The sequence below is a fragment of the Amycolatopsis sp. AA4 genome (assembly GCF_002796545.1).
In the GTDB taxonomy this organism is placed as follows: domain Bacteria; phylum Actinomycetota; class Actinomycetes; order Mycobacteriales; family Pseudonocardiaceae; genus Amycolatopsis.
This window is the reverse complement of sequence record NZ_CP024894.1, coordinates 4,629,645-4,647,783: the sequence shown is the minus strand read 5'-3', so window position 1 is coordinate 4,647,783 and position 18,139 is coordinate 4,629,645. Positions and strand designations below refer to the sequence as shown.

At 71.0% G+C, this 18,139-nt stretch carries 19 protein-coding genes; 13 read left to right on the top strand and 6 right to left on the bottom strand.

All coding sequences use genetic code 11. The annotated features are described in order from the left end of the window. Positions 1-69: 69 nt before the first annotated feature. From thrS to CU254_RS21610, 8 genes are all read left to right on the top strand, one after another. A complete protein-coding gene (gene thrS / locus CU254_RS21645; RefSeq protein ID WP_009079377.1) occupies positions 70-2,106 on the top strand; it encodes a threonine--tRNA ligase in 2,037 nt (678 codons plus the stop codon). Next, positions 2,103-2,645: an HIT domain-containing protein gene (locus CU254_RS21640; protein WP_009079376.1), complete on the top strand. Its 543-nt coding sequence runs from the start codon at positions 2,103-2,105 to the stop codon at positions 2,643-2,645. Before thrS ends, CU254_RS21640 begins: the two co-directional genes overlap by 4 nt. 50 nt (positions 2,646-2,695) lie before the next feature. Next, positions 2,696-3,226, top strand: a complete 531-nt coding sequence (locus CU254_RS21635; protein ID WP_009079374.1) for a MarR family winged helix-turn-helix transcriptional regulator — start codon at positions 2,696-2,698, stop codon at positions 3,224-3,226. A gap of 100 nt (positions 3,227-3,326) precedes the next feature. Beyond that, the gene (gene pgsA, locus CU254_RS21630) at positions 3,327-3,974 is read left to right on the top strand and encodes a phosphatidylinositol phosphate synthase (protein ID WP_009079372.1); all 648 of its coding nucleotides are present in this window, start codon (positions 3,327-3,329) and stop codon (positions 3,972-3,974) included. Next, a complete protein-coding gene (locus tag CU254_RS21625) occupies positions 3,971-4,873 on the top strand; it encodes a phosphatidylinositol mannoside acyltransferase (RefSeq protein ID WP_009079370.1) in 903 nt (300 codons plus the stop codon). The genes pgsA and CU254_RS21625 overlap by 4 nt, the downstream gene beginning before the upstream one ends. 17 nt (positions 4,874-4,890) lie before the next feature. Next, positions 4,891-6,033 carry a glycosyltransferase family 4 protein gene (locus CU254_RS21620; protein WP_009079368.1) on the top strand — a complete coding sequence of 381 codons (1,143 nt, stop codon included), beginning with the start codon at positions 4,891-4,893 and terminating at the stop codon, positions 6,031-6,033. After that, positions 6,030-6,515 carry a hypothetical protein gene (locus CU254_RS21615; RefSeq protein WP_009079366.1) on the top strand — a complete coding sequence of 162 codons (486 nt, stop codon included), beginning with the start codon at positions 6,030-6,032 and terminating at the stop codon, positions 6,513-6,515. The genes CU254_RS21620 and CU254_RS21615 overlap by 4 nt, the downstream gene beginning before the upstream one ends. Before the next feature lie 15 nt (positions 6,516-6,530). Continuing rightward, positions 6,531-7,043 carry an XdhC family protein gene (locus CU254_RS21610; RefSeq protein WP_009079364.1) on the top strand — a complete coding sequence of 171 codons (513 nt, stop codon included), beginning with the start codon at positions 6,531-6,533 and terminating at the stop codon, positions 7,041-7,043. 536 nt (positions 7,044-7,579) lie between these two features. Here CU254_RS21610 and CU254_RS21605 read toward each other — a convergent pair. Next, positions 7,580-9,691: an elongation factor G-like protein EF-G2 gene (locus CU254_RS21605; RefSeq protein WP_009079361.1), complete on the bottom strand. Its 2,112-nt coding sequence runs from the start codon at positions 9,689-9,691 to the stop codon at positions 7,580-7,582. A gap of 444 nt (positions 9,692-10,135) precedes the next feature. On the opposite strand from CU254_RS21605, the gene CU254_RS21600 reads away from it, so the two are divergent. Then, positions 10,136-11,728 (top strand): M4 family metallopeptidase, encoded by a 1,593-nt coding sequence (locus tag CU254_RS21600; RefSeq protein WP_009079359.1) that lies wholly within the window; start codon positions 10,136-10,138, stop codon positions 11,726-11,728. Between the two features lie 131 nt (positions 11,729-11,859). On the opposite strand, the gene CU254_RS21595 is transcribed toward CU254_RS21600, so the two are convergent. Beyond that, positions 11,860-12,180: an AzlD domain-containing protein gene (locus tag CU254_RS21595; RefSeq protein WP_009079357.1), complete on the bottom strand. Its 321-nt coding sequence runs from the start codon at positions 12,178-12,180 to the stop codon at positions 11,860-11,862. Next, positions 12,180-12,875: an AzlC family ABC transporter permease gene (locus CU254_RS21590; RefSeq protein WP_009079354.1), complete on the bottom strand. Its 696-nt coding sequence runs from the start codon at positions 12,873-12,875 to the stop codon at positions 12,180-12,182. The genes CU254_RS21595 and CU254_RS21590 overlap by 1 nt, the downstream gene beginning before the upstream one ends. Before the next feature lie 70 nt (positions 12,876-12,945). Between CU254_RS21590 and CU254_RS21585 the strand changes: the two genes are divergently transcribed. Then, the gene (locus tag CU254_RS21585; protein WP_037714403.1) at positions 12,946-13,509 is read left to right on the top strand and encodes a helix-turn-helix domain-containing protein; all 564 of its coding nucleotides are present in this window, start codon (positions 12,946-12,948) and stop codon (positions 13,507-13,509) included. Between the two features lie 98 nt (positions 13,510-13,607). Continuing rightward, positions 13,608-14,084 carry a cupin domain-containing protein gene (locus tag CU254_RS21580; protein WP_037714401.1) on the top strand — a complete coding sequence of 159 codons (477 nt, stop codon included), beginning with the start codon at positions 13,608-13,610 and terminating at the stop codon, positions 14,082-14,084. 6 nt (positions 14,085-14,090) lie between these two features. Here CU254_RS21580 and CU254_RS21575 read toward each other — a convergent pair whose 3' ends face one another. From CU254_RS21575 to CU254_RS21565, 3 genes are all read right to left on the bottom strand, one after another. After that, a complete protein-coding gene (locus tag CU254_RS21575; RefSeq protein ID WP_009079351.1) occupies positions 14,091-15,332 on the bottom strand; it encodes a flavin-dependent oxidoreductase in 1,242 nt (413 codons plus the stop codon). A 341-nt stretch (positions 15,333-15,673) separates the two neighbouring features. Then, positions 15,674-16,105, bottom strand: a complete 432-nt coding sequence (locus CU254_RS21570) for an Hsp20/alpha crystallin family protein (protein ID WP_009079349.1) — start codon at positions 16,103-16,105, stop codon at positions 15,674-15,676. 346 nt (positions 16,106-16,451) lie between these two features. Beyond that, positions 16,452-16,748 (bottom strand): hypothetical protein, encoded by a 297-nt coding sequence (locus CU254_RS21565; protein WP_009079348.1) that lies wholly within the window; start codon positions 16,746-16,748, stop codon positions 16,452-16,454. Between the two features lie 132 nt (positions 16,749-16,880). Between CU254_RS21565 and CU254_RS21560 the strand changes: the two genes are divergently transcribed. Together CU254_RS21560 and CU254_RS21555 are read left to right on the top strand one after the other, a co-directional pair. Continuing rightward, positions 16,881-17,198 carry a helix-turn-helix domain-containing protein gene (locus CU254_RS21560; RefSeq protein WP_037714399.1) on the top strand — a complete coding sequence of 106 codons (318 nt, stop codon included), beginning with the start codon at positions 16,881-16,883 and terminating at the stop codon, positions 17,196-17,198. A 31-nt stretch (positions 17,199-17,229) separates the two neighbouring features. Beyond that, on the top strand, positions 17,230-18,126 hold the full coding sequence (locus tag CU254_RS21555; protein ID WP_037714397.1) for an aminoglycoside phosphotransferase family protein: 897 nt from the start codon (positions 17,230-17,232) through the stop codon (positions 18,124-18,126). Positions 18,127-18,139 lie beyond the last annotated feature (13 nt).

Genomic DNA, 18,139 nt, shown 5'->3' with positions numbered 1-18,139 from the left:
TCGGCCGTCCCGCCGACGGCTAGCATCAGCGGAAGCCGTTTCAGTCACTTCTCCCAAAGGAGTCCGATCGTGTCCCAACCGTCGTCAGCTGCCGCCGTACCCGCCCCGCGCGTGGTGGTGCCGGCGGGCACTACGGCGGGCGCCGCGGTGCGCGAAGCCGGGCTGCCCACCAAGGGCCCGGACACGATCGTCGTCGTCCGCGACGCCGACGGGAAACTGCGCGACCTCGCGTGGGCCCCGGAGGCCGAGGCCCAGGTCGAAGCCGTCGCGGCGAACACCGAGGACGGCCGCAGCGTGATCCGGCACTCGGCCGCGCACGTGCTCGCCCAGGCCGTGCAGCAGGAATTCCCGGACGCCAAGCTCGGCATCGGCCCGCCGGTGCGCGACGGCTTCTACTACGACTTCGCCGTCGAAAAGCCGTTCACGCCCGAGGATCTGCAGAAGCTCGAGAAGCGGATGAAGCAGATCGTCAAGGGCGCGCAGCAGTTCTCGCGCCGCGTTTTTGCCTCCACCGACGAGGCCAAGGAAGAGCTGAAGGACGAGCCGTTCAAGCTCGAGCTGGTGGACCTGAAGTCCGAAAAGGACACAGTGGACACCTCCGAAATCATGGAGGTGGGCGGCGGCGAGCTGACCATCTACGACAACCTCGACCCGCGCACCAAGGAACGCGTGTGGAGCGACCTCTGCCGCGGCCCGCACGTGCCCACCACGAAGTTCATCCCGGCGTTCAAGCTCACCCGCGTGGCCGCCGCGTACTGGCGCGGCAACGAGAAAAACCCGCAGCTGCAACGGATCTACGGCACCGCGTGGGAATCGGCCGAGGCGCAGGACGCCCACCTCGAGCGCCTCGCCGAGGCCGAGCGCCGCGACCACCGCAAGCTCGGCGCGGAGCTGGACCTGTTCTCCTTCCCCGAGGAGATCGGCTCCGGCCTGCCGGTGTTCCACCCCAAGGGCGGCATCATCCGCCGCGAGCTGGAGAACTACTCGCGCCGCAGGCACGAGGAAGCCGGCTACGAGTTCGTGAACACGCCGCACATCTCCAAGGGCGACCTGTTCCACACTTCCGGGCACCTCCCGTACTACGCGGACACCATGTTCCCGCCGGTGCAGTTCGAGGAAGAGGACTACTACCTCAAGGCCATGAACTGCCCGATGCACAACCTGATCTTCCGCTCGCGCGGGCGGTCCTACCGCGAACTGCCGCTGCGGCTGTTCGAATTCGGCACCGTCTACCGCTACGAGAAGTCCGGCGTCGTGCACGGCCTCACCCGCGTGCGCGGCCTGACGATGGACGATTCGCACATCTACTGCACCAAGGAGCAGATGCCGTCCGAGCTGCGGTCGCTGCTCAAGTTCGTGCTGGACCTGCTGGCCGACTACGGCCTGTCCGACTTCTACCTCGAACTCTCCACCCGGGGCGACTCGGACAAGTTCATCGGCGAGGACTGGGAGTGGGAGGAGGCCACCGAGACGCTGCGCCAGGCCGCCGTCGACTCCGGCCTCGAACTGGTGCCGGACCCGGGCGGCGCGGCCTTCTACGGCCCGAAGATCTCGGTGCAGGCCAAGGACGCCATCGGCCGCACCTGGCAGATGTCGACCATCCAGCTGGACTTCAACCAGAACAAGCGGTTCGGCCTCGAGTACACCGCGCCCGACGGCAGCCGCCAGCGCCCGATCATGATCCACCGCGCGCTGTTCGGCTCGATCGAGCGGTTCTTCGGCGTGCTGACCGAGCACTACGCGGGCGCGTTCCCGGCGTGGCTGTCTCCGGTGCAGACGGTCGCCATCCCGATCACCGCCGACCAGGTCGAGTACCTGCGCGGCGTGGAGAAGGCGTTGCGCGCCAAGGGAATCCGCGTCGAGGTCGACGCGAGCGACGACCGGATGCAGAAGAAGATCCGCACCCACACCACGCAGAAGGTGCCGTTCCTGCTGCTGGCCGGCGCGAAGGACGCGGAGGCGGGCGCGGTGTCGTTCCGGTTCCGCGACGGCGGCCAGATCAACGGCGTCCCGGTCGACCAGGCCGTCGAGGCCATCGCCGAATGGGTCGCCCGCCGGGAGAACGCGTCGCCGTCGGCCGAAGCCGTGGAGAAGATCCTGAAGTGACCGAGCCGGAACTCGTCGAACAGGACGGGGCCGGGGTCCCGGACGCGCTGCAGCGGCTGTGGACCCCGCACCGGATGGCCTACATCCGCGGCCAGGACAAGCCGGACGGCGAGGAGTCCGACGGCTGCCCGTTCTGCCGCCTGCCCGGCCTCGGCGACGACAAGCGCGCGCTGATCGTCGCCCGCGGCGAGACGGTGTTCGCGGTGCTGAACCTGTACCCGTACAACCCGGGGCACCTGATGGTGGTCCCGTACCGGCACGTCGCGGACTACCCCGACCTCACCGCGGACGAGACGCGCGAGCTGGCCGAGTTCACCCAGCACGCGATGGGCGTGATCCGGGCGGTCTCGGCGGCGCACGGGTTCAACATCGGGATGAACCAGGGCGTGATCGCCGGGGCGGGCATCGCCGCGCACCTGCACCAGCACCTGGTGCCGCGCTGGGGCGGCGACGCGAACTTCATGCCGGTGATCGGGCACACGAAGGTGCTGCCGCAGCTGCTGGGCGAAACCCGCGACCTGCTCGCGGAGGCGTGGTGAGCCCCGTCGCGCGGCGGTGATTGAGTGCTCAACCAGCGTATGATGACGATATGTCCGAACCACGCTGGCTGACCGACGACGAGCAGCGGGTCTGGCGCGCCTACGCCCAGGCCAGTTCGCTGCTGCACGCCCACCTCGAGGGACAGCTGCAGCACGATTCGGGCATGCCGCACACGTACTACGAGGTGCTCGTCGCGCTGTCCGAGGCGGAGGGGCGGCGGCTGCGGATGAGCGAGCTGGCGTCGGTGCGCGGTTCGTCGCGCAGCCGGCTGTCGCACGCGGTGGCGCGGCTGGAGGCCAAGGGCTGGGTCCAGCGCGAGTCCTGCCCCACGGACAAGCGCGGGTCGTGGGCGGTGCTCACCGAGGCGGGGTTCGCGGCGCTGAAGGAAGCCGCGCCCGGGCACGTCGAGGCGGTCCGGGAGACGCTGTTCGACCAGCTGACGGGCGAGCAGGTGCGCCAGCTGGGCGAGATTTCCGAGGCGATCCTGGCCGGGCTGCGGCCGAAATGCCAGGCCGTCCGGGAGGCCGAGGAGGCGGCGGAATTCGCCGCGCCGGTCGTCGAACTGCCGAAATCCGGCTGACGTTCCGGCGGGTCGCGGGCGGGCGGGTCCGGTTCGGACAGCGGGGTCGATAGGCTTTCGTCGCCCACCCGCCCCCGAATCAGGTGCACAGACGAGGAAGATGCTCAACATTTTCGCCCGTGCCTCGGTCTCCCGCGTGACGGACCCGATCGGCGCCGCCCTGGTCCGCGCCGGACTGACCCCGAACGCGATGACCGTGCTCGGCACCGCGGGCGCCGTCGCGTGCGCGCTGGCGTTCTTCCCGCAGGGGATGCTGCTGTGGGGCACGTTCACCGTGTGGGGCTTCGCCATGCTCGACCTGCTCGACGGCGCGATGGCCCGCGCCCGCGGGTACGGCACGCCGTTCGGCGCGGTGCTCGACGCGACCTGCGACCGGCTGGTCGACGGCGCGCTGTTCGCCGCGATCGCGTGGTGGTGCTTCGTGCAGGACCACAACAACCGGGCCGCGGCCGCCGCGCTGATCTGCCTCGTGCTGGCCCAGGTCATTTCCTACGTGAAGGCGCGCGCCGAAGCGTCCGGCCTCGAAGCCGACGGCGGGCTGGTGGAACGCGCGGAGCGGCTCATCATCGCCCTGGTCGGCACCGGGCTGCACGGCTTCGGCGTGCCCTGGACCGTCGAGATCACGCTGTGGCTGCTCGCCGTGCTGTCGGTCGTCACGCTGCTGCAGCGCGCGGCGGCGGTGGCGAGCGCGGCGCGGGCGGTCGCGGCGAAACAGGCCGATCCTTCGGCGGGCGGGGCGCAACCGTGAGCACACTTTCCCAGCGGCTCAGCGAGTTCGGCTACGCGACGGGCTGGCGGCTCGTCCGGCGGCTGCCGAAGTCGTTCGGGTCGGCGACCTTCGCCTTCGGCGCGGACATGGCCGCGCGGCGCGGCGGCGGGGGAGTGCGGCAGCTGCGCGCGAACCTCGCCCGCGTCGTGCCGCAGGCCGGGGAAGCGGAGCTGGACGAGCTGGTCCGGCGCGCGATGCGGTCGTACGCGCGGTACTGGTTCGAGACGTTCCGGCTCCCCGCGATGGACCACGCGGCGGTCGCGAAGCAGGTGACGGTGACCGGCGCGGAGAACATCGACGCCGCGCTCGCCGAGGGCAACGGCGCGGTGATGACGCTGCCGCACAGCGGGAACTGGGACATCGCGGGAGTCTGGCTCGCCAGTTACGCGGGCACCTTCACCACCGTCGCGGAGCGGCTCAAGCCCGAGTCGCTGTACCGGCGGTTCGTGGAGTTCCGGGAGTCGCTCGGCTTCGAGATCGTGCCGCTGACCGGCGACAGCGCGGCCATGCGGCTGCTGCTGCGGCGGCTGCGCGAGAACAAGGTGGTGGTCCTGCTGGGGGACCGGGACCTGACGTCGTCCGGGATCCCGGTGCGGTTCTTCGGCGAGCAGACGCACCTGCCGCCCGGTCCGGCGCGGCTCGCCGCCACCACCGGCGCGGCCCTGCTGCCGACCGGCTGCTGGTTCACCGAGGACGGCTGGGAGATCCGGATCCACCCGCGCATCCGCGTCACCGCGCGCGCCGAGGTGCCCGCCGCGACGCAGGCGCTGGCCGACGTGTTCGCCGGCGACATCGCCGCGCATCCGGCCGACTGGCACATGCTGCAGCCGTTCTGGCCCGCCGATTCCGCGGCGACGGCGCTGGAAGAAGCGAGCTGACCCGGGTGGCGCGCGGGTTGAAGATCGGGATCGTGTGCCCGTACTCGTTCGACGTCCCCGGCGGGGTCCAGGGGCACGTGATCGACCTGGCGCGGGCGCTGCTCGAACGCGGGCACCGGGTGTCGGTGCTGGCTCCGGCGGACGAGGACGCCCAGGTGCCGGATTTCGTGCACCCCGCGGGCAAAGCACTGGGGATTCCGTACAACGGCTCGGTCGCGCGGCTGCAGTTCGGGCCGGTTTCGTACGCGCGGGTGCGGCGGTGGATCCGGGACAACGGCTTCGACGTGCTGCACCTGCACGAACCGGCCGCGCCGAGCCTGTCGCTGCTGGCGCTGAAGGTCGCCGACGGCCCGATCGTGGCCACCTTCCACACCGCGACGACGCGCTCGCGGACGCTGGCGGCGTTCCAGCCGGTGCTGCGTCCGCTGCTGGAGAAGATCACCGCGCGGATCGCGGTGTCCGCGCTGGCCCGGCGCGTGCAGGTGGAGCACGCGGGCGGCGACGCGGTGGAGATCCCGAACGGCGTGGACGTCGGCTTCTTCTCCCGGGCGCTGCCGCTGGACGGCTATCCGCGCGCGGGCGGGACGATCGGGTTCGTCGGGCGGTTCACCGAACCGCGCAAGGGCATGGACGTACTGCTGGAGGCCGCGCGGCGGCTGCTGCCGGAATTCGAGGACCTGCGGTTGCTCGTGGTCGGCCGCGGCGAGCCGGACCAGCTGCGGAAGATGGCCGGACCGGACCTGTGGCCGCACATCGACCTGCTGGGCCAGGTCGACGACGAGACCAAGGCCCGGGCACTGCGCAGTGTCGACGTCTACTGCGCGCCCAACACCGGCGGCGAGAGCTTCGGGATGATCCTCACCGAGGCGATGGCCGCGGGCACTCCGGTGCTCGCCAGCGGCCTCGATTCGTTCCGTCGCGTCCTCGACGACGGCAATGCCGGAATGCTCCACCTGACCGGCGACCCGGCCTCCCTCGCCGACGGCCTGCGCGAACTGCTGGGCGACCCGGCGCACCGGGCGTCGCTCGCGGCCGCGGCGGGCGAGCGCGTGACGGCGTACGACTGGGGAGTCGTGGTCACGCAGGTGCTGCGGGTGTACGAGACGGCCATCGCGGCGGACCCCCGGCTGGTCGCGGCGGGCGAGCGGGAGCCGGCGTGACGGTGCTGGTGTGGCTGCTCGTCGCGGCGGCCGCGATCGTGGTGCTCGGCGGGCTGTTCCTGGTCGCGACCGCGAATCGGCTCGACCGCCTGCACGTCCGGACCGACGCGGGCTGGGCCGCGCTGGAGGCCGCTCTCGCCCGGCGAGCCGTGGTCGCCCGGGCCGTCGCCGCCGTGCTGCACGACGGTGCTGCCCTGCATGCCGCAGCCGCGCGGGCCGAGGCTGCCGCACGGCCGGACCGCGAGGTCGCGGAGAACGAACTGACGCTCGCCCTGGCCTCGATCGACCGCTCCCGGCTGCCGGAAGTGCTCGCCGAGGAGCTGACGGACGCCGAACACCGGGTCGTTATCGCGCGCCGCGTGCACAACGACGCGGTGCGGGACACGCTGGCGCTGCGGCGGCGCCGGAAGGTGCGGTACTTCAAGCTCGCCGGGACCGCGCCGCTGCCGGAGTACTTCGAATTCGCCGAGCCGGACCTCTGAGGCAGACTGAGGCGCATGACGACCGAACCCGATGCCTGCGCCGTCGCCCACGGCGAGGCCGAAGAGCCGCCCGCCGAACGGACCCTGGTGGCCGTGTTCGCCTCGCCGGTCGCCAAGCACCTGCTGCGCTACGCGACCGACCTGGGCTATCACGCCGTGCTGTTCGAACCGGACGAGGCACGGGCCAGCGACGCTCCCGAGGGCGTCGAAGTCCGCACCACCGCGCCCTCTCCGGGCCCGGACGCGGATGTCGTCGTGACCGACCACCACCGCCCGGAACTCGGGACGGTCCTGCAGGCCGCACTGGCGACCCCGACGCGCTGGGTGGGCGTGCTGGGCAACCCGCGGCATCCGGGCCCGCACGTGGAAGCCCTGCGCGCACTGGGCGTGGCGGAACCGGACATCGCCCGCGTCCACCGGCCGGTCGGGCTGAACATCGGCTCGCGCACCCCGGCGGAGATCGCGATCGCGACGCTGGCCGGACTGGTGGCGGACCGCAACGGGCGACCGGGCGGCTTCGAGTTCTGAACTCGTGAGCGGTGATGCGCCCCTGATGGGGTTTCCGCGGTAGCGCGGCGTGCGGCGTCGTTACGGCGATGCGCGGCATGGACCGCGCCGCCTTTCCGCTCCCACCGACGTCCGTGAGGGGAACCCTGACGGAATCAGATTCCGTCAGGGTTCCCCTCACGGACATCCGCACCAACCCCACCGCGCCCGTCGACCGAGCGCAGCTTCACGCACCGCCTTCGCGGAGAGTTTCGTTCCTTCGGCAGCGGCCGGGCGGGCGCGCGGTGGCGAGGGTCCGTGAAGGGCTCCTTGAGGGAATCAGATTCCCTCAAGGAGCCCTTCACGGACCTCGGCGGGAGAGGATCCGCCGCCCGGTTCCCCGCAGCACCCTCACCAGCACCGCTGCCGCGAACCCACCGCACACCGCGCTACTGAGAAACCCCGATGTGGCATTGGGTGCGTGGGACGCACCCAATGCCACATTGGGGCGCTTGCCTGCGCAGGCAGGGTGTGAGCGACGGCGCCGGTTCTGGTCTGCCGGTCCCGGGTCCCTGCGCTCAGGTCGGGACCACCGCCCCCTCCGGCATCGGCTCGAAGCGGGCATGCCGCCGCGTGAACGTGGCCGTCCCCGAAGTCAGCGACCGCAGATCCACCGCGTACCGCAGCAGTTCCACCGCGGGCACCTCGGCGTGCACCACCGTGTGCCCGCCTTCCCCGGATTCCGTGCCCAGCACCCGGCCGCGGCGGGAGGACAGGTCGCCCAGCACGGTGCCCAGGTGTTCGTCCGGCAGGCTCACCTCGACCGTGTCCAGCGGTTCCAGCAGCAGGATCCGGCTGGCCGCCGCGGCTTCCCGCAGTGCGAGCGCGCCGGCGGTCTGGAACGCCGCGTCGGACGAGTCGACGCTGTGCGCCTTCCCGTCGGTCAGCGTCACGCGCACGTCCACCACCGGGTAGCCGTCCTGGACTCCGCGTTGCAGTTGCGCTCGCACGCCCTTCTCGACGCTCGGGATGAACTGGTGCGGCACCGCACCGCCGACGACCTTGTCCACGAACTCGAACCCGGCGCCGCGCGGCAGCGGTTCGACCTCGATGTCGCACACCGCGAACTGCCCGTGCCCGCCGGACTGTTTCACGTGCCGTCCGTGGCCGCGCGCGGGTTTCGCGAACGTGGAGCGCAGGCTGATCCGCACCGGCTCGGTGCCGACGTCCGCGCCGCCCGCGCGCAGCCGCGACAGGACGACCTCCGCGTGCGCCTCGCCCATGCACCACAGCACGAGCTGCCCGGTTTCGGCGTTGCGTTCCAGGCGCAGCGTCGGATCGCCCGCGACGAGGCGGGACAGGTTGCGGGACAACGTGTCCTCGTCGCTGCGGGACTTCGCGACCACGGCGACCGGCAGCAGCGGTTCGGGCATCCGCCAGGGTTTGATCAGCAGCGGATCGTCCGGCGACGACACGGTGTCGCCGGTTTCCGCGGAACCCACTTTGGTGAGCGCGCAGAGATCGCCCGCGACGCAGAACGGCACCTCGCGCAGGTTCGCGCCGAGCGGCGAGTACAGGTGGGCGACGCGTTCGTCGGCGTCGTGGTCTTCGTGGCCGCGTTCGGCGAGGCCGTGGCCGGAGACGTGCACGGGATTCTCGGGGCGCAGCGTCCCGGAAAACACCCGGACGAGCGAAACCCGTCCCACGTACGAGTCAACGGCGGTGCGCACGACCTCGGCCGCGAGCGGACCGTCCGGATCGGCGGACAGCGCGGCGTGCTCGGCGCCGTCGGGGCTGGTCACGCCGGGCGGGGTGTGCTCGAGCGGCGAGGGGAAGGCCCGCACGATGCCGTCGAGCACCTCGGCGAGCCCGACCCCGGTGTGCGCGCACACCGGGATGACCGGGTGGAACGAACCGCGCGCGACGGCCGTCTCGAGGTCGGCGATCAGCACGTCCTCGGAAATCTCCTCGCCGCCGAGATAGCGGTCCATAAGGGTCTCGTCCTCGCTCTCGGCGATGATGCCCTCTATCAGCTCGTTGCGGGCGTCGGCGTGCTCGCCGGAAACGGCCGGGTCCGGGTCGCTCACGCGCGGCGGATAGCCGGCGGAATAGTCGTAGCGGCGCCGGGTGACGAGCCCGACCAGTCCCTCGGGCGCGGGGAGGTACAGCGGCAGCACGCCCGCGCCGAAGGCGGCCTGGCAGGCGGCGATCTCGGCGAGCGGGTCGGCGCGGTGGTGGTCGAGGCGCGACACGACGACGGCGCGCGGCATGCCCACCGACGCGCATTCCTCCCACACCGCGACGGTGGCGGCGTCCACGCCCTCGGCGGCGCAGACGACGAACAGCGCGGCGTCCGCGGCCCTCAGCCCGGCGCGCAGTTCGCCCACGAAATCGGCGTACCCCGGGGTGTCGATGAGATTGATTTTGTGCCCGGCGTGCAGCACCGGGGCGACGGAAAGCCCGACTGAGCGCTGCTGGCGCACCGCCGCGGGGTCGTGGTCGCACACCGTGGTGCCCTCGACGACCGAACCGGCGCGCGGCACCGTGCCGGACGCGGCGAGCAGTGCCTCGGTGAGCGTGGTCTTCCCGGACCCGGAAGGCCCGACGAGGACGACGTTGCGCACCTTGGCGGGGTCGTCCACAGCGACGGCGGCCCCGGGGTCGGCACTCCTGTTCTGCTTGTCGGCCATGCCGGCCTCCTCAGCGACGGCGGATGGAAGAACTGTGTCCCCGATCACACACCCGCGACCCGCCGGGAAGCAAGGCGAACGGCCCGGGACCAGCCGTTCGCTTACTCCGGGCGCGCGGGGCCCCGGGCCATTGAATCCACTGTGGACGGCCCAGTGATCTACTGTCCACAAAGGATTTACCGGCGCATTGCCGCCGGATTGATCCGGAACGCCGGACTGCTGCCGAGCTGGGCGAGTGGCGATTCTTGGGCGGAAAGCGGAATTTCCGGAAAATGCGCACCGGAAATCGGCGCCGCGGCGCCGAAGTTGATAACTTAACGACCTTCGTCGGTTGTCCGGAGTTGGGAAAAACCCGACTCTTGGCGGGGTTCGATCCCATTCCACTTCCGAATCCGGCCCCCACCCCCGGGTCTGATCCGGCCTGTCCGGAGGAGAACACCGCCGATGAAATCGCGCCGACCGCTCGTGCTGCTCGCAGCCGGGGTGCTGGCCGGGGCCGTCACCACGGCCACCGCCGCCCACGCGCAACCGCTCGAACCGCAGAGTCCGCAGGCCGCCGAGGCCATGGCGGCCACCGCCGCGCAGGCGCTGGTCGCCTCCCGGCCCGCCGCGCTGCACGCCAGCAAGGACGACGTTTTCCAGCCGCACAAGGTGATCTCGTCGACCAACGGGCTGAAGTACGTGCCGTACGACCGCACCTACAAAGGCCTGCCGGTGATCGGCGGCGACTTCGTCGTGGCCACGAACTCCGCCGGGCAGGTGCTCGCCACCTCGGTCGCGCAGACCTCCGCGATCGACCTGCCCAGCACGTCGCCGAAGCTGACCGCGAAGCAGGCCGAAGCGATCGCGCGCACCCACGTGCCCACTGTGGACAGTGTGCAGCCCGCGACGCTCGCCACGTACGCGCTCGGCAGCCCGAGGCTCGCGTGGACGACCCGGGTGACCGGGCGGAACGCCGAAGGGCCCAGCAAGCTGGACGTCGTCGTCGACGCGATGACCGGCAAAGTCCTGCACACCCAGGAGCACGTGGCCTACGGCGACGCACAGGGCGTGTGGAACGGCCCGGAGCCGCTGCACCTCGACACGTCTTCGGACGGCGCGGGCGGCTACTCGATGACCGACCCGACCATCGCGAACCTCAGCTGCCAGGACGCCGCCACCCAGCAGACCTTCACCAAGTCGACCGACAGCTGGGGCAACGGCGACGAGACCGACAAGGAAACCGGCTGCGCCGACGCGCTGTACGGCATCCAGCAAGAGAACAAGATGCTGACGCAATGGCTGGGCCGCAACAGCTTCGACGGCAACGGCGGCGCCTGGCCGATCCGCGTCGGCCTCAACGAGCAGAACGCCTACTACGACGGCACCCAGGTTCAGGTCGGGAACAACACCGCGGGCCAGTGGATCGGCTCGCTCGACGTGATCGGGCACGAGTTCGGCCACGGCATCGACGACCACACGCCGGGCAGCATGTCCGGCGCGGGCACCCAGGAATTCGTCGCGGACGTCTTCGGGGCGTCGTCCGAATGGTTCGCCAACGAGCCCGCGCCGTACGCGGTCCCGGACTTCCTCGTCGGCAACCAGGTGAACCTCACCGGCAGCGGGCCGATCCGCAACATGTACGACCCGTCCCAGCTCGGCCACGCGAACTGCTACGACGACTCGATCCCGGGCACCGAGGTGCACGCCGCGGCCGGCCCCGGCAACCACTGGTTCTACCTGCTGGCCGAGGGAACGAACCCGACCAACGGCCAGCCGACGAGCCCGACGTGCAACAACTCCACGGTGACCGGGCTCGGCGTGCAGACCGCGGTGAAGATCTTCTACAACGCGATGCTGCTGAAGACCAGCGGCAGCTCGTACCAGAGCTACCGCACCTGGACGCTGACCGCGGCGAAGAACCTCTTCCCCAACGGCTGCACCGAATTCAACACTGTGAAGGCGGCGTGGGACGCCGTGAGCGTTTCCGCCCAGCCGGACGAGCCGTCGTGCGGCGCGGCCGGCGCGACCGGTTCGCGGGCGATTTCCGCCCGATGACCCGGAACTGATTTCCCCACCGGCGGGCGGGGGAGGCGAACGGTCGCCTCTCCCGCCCGATCGTTATTGCTTGCCGGGTGTTTTCTCGTTCGAGAAGAATTGCGCACTGGAAGTCGCCGTGCGATTTCCGGTTACGGGACTCCGGCGAGCCTGAGCAACGCGGCGGTCGCCGCGGCGGCGATCACGACCGCCACGAACGGCGCCTTCCGCCACGCGAGCACTCCGCCCGCCAGAACTCCGGCCGGCCGGGCGATTCCGGCGAATTCGTGCCCCTGGGTCAGCGCGCTGGTCGCGACCAGCGCGGCGAGCAGCACCACCGCCGAGAGCGTCATCAGCCGCTCGGCGCGCGGGGACAACCGCACTTTCGTGCGCAGCAGCGGCCCGGCGAGCCGGAACGCGAACGTCCCGGCCGCCAGCACGAGTGTCGCGACGATCAGTTCCGCACCGTCCATCAGTGCGCTCCTTCCAGAGACTTGGGCTCCTTCGCCGCGGCCCCGGCGACCACTCCGACCAGCGCCAGCAGCACCGGCAGCCCGGCCGGGAGCAGGGGAGTGGCGGCAAGGGCGACCACCACGCCGATCAGCACCGGCAGCCGCGAGGCCCGGTCCTTCAGCGACGGCAGCACGAGCGCCAGCAGCACCGCCGGGAACGCGGCGTCCAGGCCGAACGCGTCGGTGTCGCTGATCGCGGACCCGGCGAACGCGCCCACCACGACCCCGAGGTTCCAGCACACGAACAGCCCGATGCCGCACGCCCAGTACGCCGCCCGCCGCCGCTCCGCGTCGCGCTGGGCCAGCGCGAACGCCACCGATTCGTCGATCATCAGGTGGCTGCCGGCCAGCCGTCCGAGCAGGCCGCGCCCGAGCGCGTCGCCGACCGCGAACCCGAACGGCACGTGCCGCGCGTTCACCAGCAGCCCGGCGGCGACCGCCGCGAGCGGATTGCCGCCCGAGGCGACGATGCCGACGAACATGAACTGCGACGCGCCGGCGAAGACCAGCAGGGACAGCAGCATCGGCGCCCACAGCGGGAAGCCGGAGCCCACCGCGATGGCGCCGTAGGACACGCCCACGAGGGCGTCGGCCAGGCACACGAGACCGATGTCGCGGGCGAGGCCGCGATCGAGTGTTCGCCAAATCGAACGCATAGTGTCCTATGCTGAACACAACCGACCCTGTTCGTCAAGGCGAACGAGAAGACTGATGGAGCGAACACAGATGCCGAACGAGAGCACCGGCGCGCCGCTGGACATCATCGCGGCGTCCCTGCGCCGCGAACGGGCCCGCGCCGGCCTCTCCCTGACCGAGGTCGCCCGCCGCGCCGGCCTGGCGAAATCCACGTTGTCCCAACTGGAATCGGGGGCGGGCAACCCGAGCGTGGAGACGCTGTGGGCCCTGGGCGTCGCGCTGGACGTGCCGTTTTCCCGGTTGGTCGAACCGGAACGGCAGGAGGTGAAGGTGATCCGCGCGGGCAAGGGCCCGACGGTGTTCGCCGAACACGCCGACTACGCGTGCACCCTGCTGTCGGCGTGCCCGTCCGCGGCGCGCCGGGACATCTACCTGGTCAGCGCGGAGCCCGGCATCCCGCGGCGGTCGGACCCGCACATGAGCGGCGTCGTCGAGCACACCGTGCTGTGCGCCGGCCGCGCGCGGATCGGCATCATGGACGACCCGGTGGAGCTGCTGCCCGGGGACTACATCTGCTATCCGGGGGATGTGCCGCACATCTTCGAGGCGCTGGAGCCGGGGACGTTCGGGGTGGAGATCTCCGAATACAACTGAGCGCGTCCTGGCGTTCCGCGGCTGGCGGCTGTACACCGCCGCCCGGATAGCGCAGAGTCTCTGCCGGAGAAGAAGAGACCATCGGCCAGGAGGTGCGGATGTCCGGCGAGGAAATCGTGCTCGGTCCCCTGCCCAAGGGGATCACGCCGGCCCGCGAGGGCATGCGGGGCAAGGTGTGGAACGTGCTCGGCCACACCTACTCGATGAAGGCGGCCAGCGAGTCGAGTTTCGCGTTTGAAACCCTCGACCCGCCCGGCACCGGGGTGCCCCCGCACGTCCATCCGACTCAGGACGAGCACATCTACATCCTGGAGGGCGTTTTCACGCTCTACCTCGACGGCCACTGGGAAACCGCCGGTCCCGGCGACACCGTGCGGATGCCGAAGGGGCTCCCGCACGCCTATTACAACCGCAGCGAGGGCATGACCCGGGGGCTGTTCTGGGTGAGCCCGGCCGGGAAGCTGGCGTCGCTGTTCGACAAACTGCACAACCTGACGGACCCGGCCGAGGTGGTCCGGGTGTCGGTACTGCACGACGTCGACTTCCTGCCGCCCGGTTCGGTGGAGGGAGCCTGAACCGGCTCAGGCGCGGTTCACCTGCTGCTGGGACGCGCCGGAAACCTGCGCGTAGCCGCTGACGATCGCCTCGAGCGTCGCCGCGTCGATGACGTCCTCGAGGCGGTCGAACCCGTCCGGCGCGCGCCGTTCGACCTCGTCGATGACGTTTTCCGGGCCGCCCAGGCGGTTGCGCAGCACGATCTCGCTGGTGGCCGCCAGCCGGTCGGTTTCGTACGCGCGCAGGGCCTCGGCGGGATCGGCGTGCCGGGCCAGGTGCGCGGCGAGGCTGGACGCGTCGAGGATCGCCTGGCCGGCGCCGTTGGACCCCATCGGGTACATCGGATGGGCGGCGTCGCCGAGCAGCGTCACGCGTCCGTGCGACCAGGCGGGCAGCGGATCGCGGTCGCACATCGGGAATTCGAAGATCTCCTCGGTGGCCTCGGCCAGCGCGACGTGGTCGACCGTCGGGCAGCGGAACCGCCCGACGTGCCGGGCCAGTTCGGATCGGTCGCCGGGCTTGGCCCAGTCCTGCCGCTCCGGGGGAGGGTCGCCGGGCTGCCCGGTGCGGATGCAGACGGCCCAGTTGGTCAGCCGGGTGCTTGCGGTCTTTCCTGGTCCGATCGGGTAAATCACCAGCTTGGCGTCGGTGCCGCCGGAAACGATCATCGAAGCGCCGCCGCCGAATTCCGGCCAGTCAGTGGCGCCGCGCCACATCAAGACGCCGTTCCAGCGCGGCGGTCCCTCCGCGGGGAACAGCAAGGACCGGGCAGCCGAGTGAATTCCGTCTGCCGCCACCAGAATGTCGGCGGGCACGGTGACCGCTTCGCCGCGATCCCGCTCGGCGAAGCGCACCCGGACGCCCCGCTCGTCCTGCTCGAACCCGGTCAGCCGGTGCCCGGTTCGGATCGCATCGGGACCGAGCCGGTCTTGGACGGCTTGCCGCAACATGTTCTGCAGTCTGCCCCGGTGCAAGCAGTACTGCGGGAGCGCGAATCCGGCGTCGAGCCCGCACGGCTTGTGGAGAATGACCTGCCCGAGCCGGTGGGTGTAGAACAGCTCGCGGGTGCGGATGCCGATCTCGTCCAGCTGGTCGAGCAACCCGAGCGCGGCGAGTTCCTTGACGGCGTGCGGCAATGCGTTGATCCCGACGCCGAGTTCGCCGATCCGGGTGCTCTGTTCGTACACCGTGGATTCGAGGCCTTCGCGGTGCAGCCACAGGGCCGCGGTCAGCCCGCCGATGCCCGCCCCGACGATGACGACCTTCACCCGGCGCCTCCCGTCCTCGGGTGTTCAGGGTGGCGGAACCCGGGGGTGGGGCGCTACCGCCGACCGGAGGCGGCCAAGGTTTTGGTTGCGCGGCCAGCGATGCGCCAATGCGCGTGGCAAGGACGGCTGACGATCGACGGTACCGTGGGATTGCCGCGCTCCAGCGGCCCGATAACCGCGGGCCGGCAATTCACTGGAAATGCCCCGTGCTTGTGTTGCCGAGGCGGTCACAGCCGGGGAAACCGTGAAGCTGCAAGCATTTCCGGCACACAACTCCGGCCAGCGCTGCCGGGCCGGAGAGGCGTGGCCCCGTCGCGGGGACGGGGCCGGATTCGGGACGGTCAGGCGCGGATCTGCTTGGTCTCGCCGCTGCCGCCGATGGCGATCTTGCGCGGCTTGGCCTGTTCGGCGATTGGCACTCGCAGGGTGAGCACGCCCGCGTCGTAGTCGGCTTTGATGCTGTCGGTGTCGAGCGTGTCGCCCAGGAACAGCTGGCGGGAGAAGACCCCGCGCGGCCGTTCGGAGACCTGGACCTCCGCGTCCTCGCCGTAGTCGGGCCTGCGCTCGGCCCGGACGGTCAGCACGTTGCGCTCGACGTCCAGGTCGATGGACTCCGGCGCGACGCCGGGCAGGTCGAACTGCACGACGTAGTCGTTGCCGGACCGGTAGGCGTCCATCGGCATCACCGCCGGACGGGTCGTGGTGCCGTTGCCGCCGAAGAACTGCTGGGTCAGCCGATCGAGCTCCCGGAACGGGTCAGTTCGCATCAACATGACCATGCGCCTCCCTTTCTCCTTCCCTGCCCGCCGTCGGGGCGGGCGCTCGCTTGGTCTCCACTCTGCTAACGACTCGCTCTGAAATCCTGTTCCCGTGACTGCAGATTTTCGCGATCCGCGGCTGCTGGATCGCCGGTCTTCGCGGAGATGCGGCCCCGCCGGACGCAGCGGCGGGGCCGGAACCAGTTCGGGTGAAAAGCAATCGTGATGAGTTGTCGGCAAGTCAGCGCTGCCGGTGCTCCGGGGCGGTCGCGGGGCCACGTCACGAGACGCGGTGCCGGGGCTGTGCGAGCCTCTCGGCCAACCGTGGTGGCAGACCTCCCCGTCCGGCCGCGGCGCGTTATCACCTCCCGAGCGATGTCACGGCTTTCGTGTCCTCGCTCGGCGGCGGAGGGGCGCGCTCCCGGTGCTCCGGCGGCCAAGCCCGCCACACGCTCGCCGCGACCCGTCGCGCAGCGGCGGTCTTCCCGGGGTCCAGCGGACGGGAATCGTTGGCGGGCACCGGCGGAAGCGCCGGGACGTCGCCGAAACCAGCGGACACGATCGCCTCGAACTCGGCGCGCAGCCAGGCCGGGTCGGCGCAGATCAGCTCCGCGAACTCGCGGGCGGTCGCGTCCTGGCGGCTGATGGTGTCCGGCATCGTCGATCACTCCCCGGCTACGTTCTTCTCGGCACCCAGGTCAGCTATCGCGTCTAGAAATTTCTATAGCGCGGACTGGAGATTGTGTCAAGCCTCGAGTCCAGATATCGTCTGTCCCAGACAGGAGGTTGCGTGACCGGACTCGAGAACCTCGACGACCAGGACTACCCGGCCTACACGACCGGGCAGGCCGCCGAGATGCTGGGCGTGCAGCAGGCTTTCCTGCGCAGCCTGGACACCGCCGCCGTGGTGCGGCCCGAACGCTCCGGCGGCGGGCATCGCCGCTACTCCCGCCGCCAGCTGACCCTCGTGCTGCGGCTGCGCGAACAGCTGGACGAGGGCCATTCCCTCGCGTCGGCGGCCCGGATCGTCGGCCTGGAAGACGAACTCGCCGACGCCCACGACATCATCACCGGCCTCCGCGCCCGGCTCGACGAACGCGACTGCTGACCCGGCGGCGGCCTCGGTACTGTCGTTTCCCGTGACCGGCACCGAAATCGTCCTCACCGCGGAGCTGGTCCGGGACCTGCTCCGGGAGCAGCATCCCGACCTCGCCGGTCTGGCGATCCGCGAGGTGGCGGGCGGCTGGGGCAACCAGATGTGGCGTCTCGGCGACGAGCTGGCCGTCCGCATGCAGCGCATGGACCCCACCTCGGCGCAGCAGTTCAAGGAGCGGAAGTGGCTGCCGGCCCTGGCTCCGCGCCTGCCGCTCCCGGTGCCGACGCCGGTGCGGCACGGCGAACCGTCCGAGCGTTTCCCCAAGCACTGGACCGTGATGACCTGGGTTCCTGGCGAACCGCTCGACCACGGCACGATCAGCCGCGGCACCCACGCGGCCGACACTCTCGCGGACTTCCTCCGCGCGCTCCACGTGGAAGCCCCCGCCGACGCGCCGATCGCCACGGACCGCGGGGCCCATCCCCGAGACTGCACCGGCGGCTTCGAGAAATTCCTCGAGGCGGTTGCTCTCGACGACCTCGCAGCCGACGTCCGGGCGGTCTGGGACGACGCCGTCGCGGCCCCCGCGTGGGAGAGCCCGCCGGTGTGGGTGCACGGCGACCTTCATCCTGCGAATGTCGTTGTCTCCCAAGGAACCCTGTCCGGCATCGTGGATTTCGGCGACCTGTTCGCCGGCGATCCGGCGTGGGATCTCGCCGCCGCCTGGGTGTTGCTGCCCGCGGGCACCGCCGCGCGGTTTTTCGAGAGTTACGCGCGGGCGGACGAGCCGGCGATCCGGCGCGCCCGCGGGCTGGCGGCGATGAAGAGTCTCTTCCTGATCCTCATGGGACAGAACGGGGACCGGGGATTGCCGGGCGGCAAACCGCACTGGGGACCCGCGGGCCGGGCGGCGCTGGATCGTGTCCTGAAAGGGCTGTGACGGGCCGGTCCGG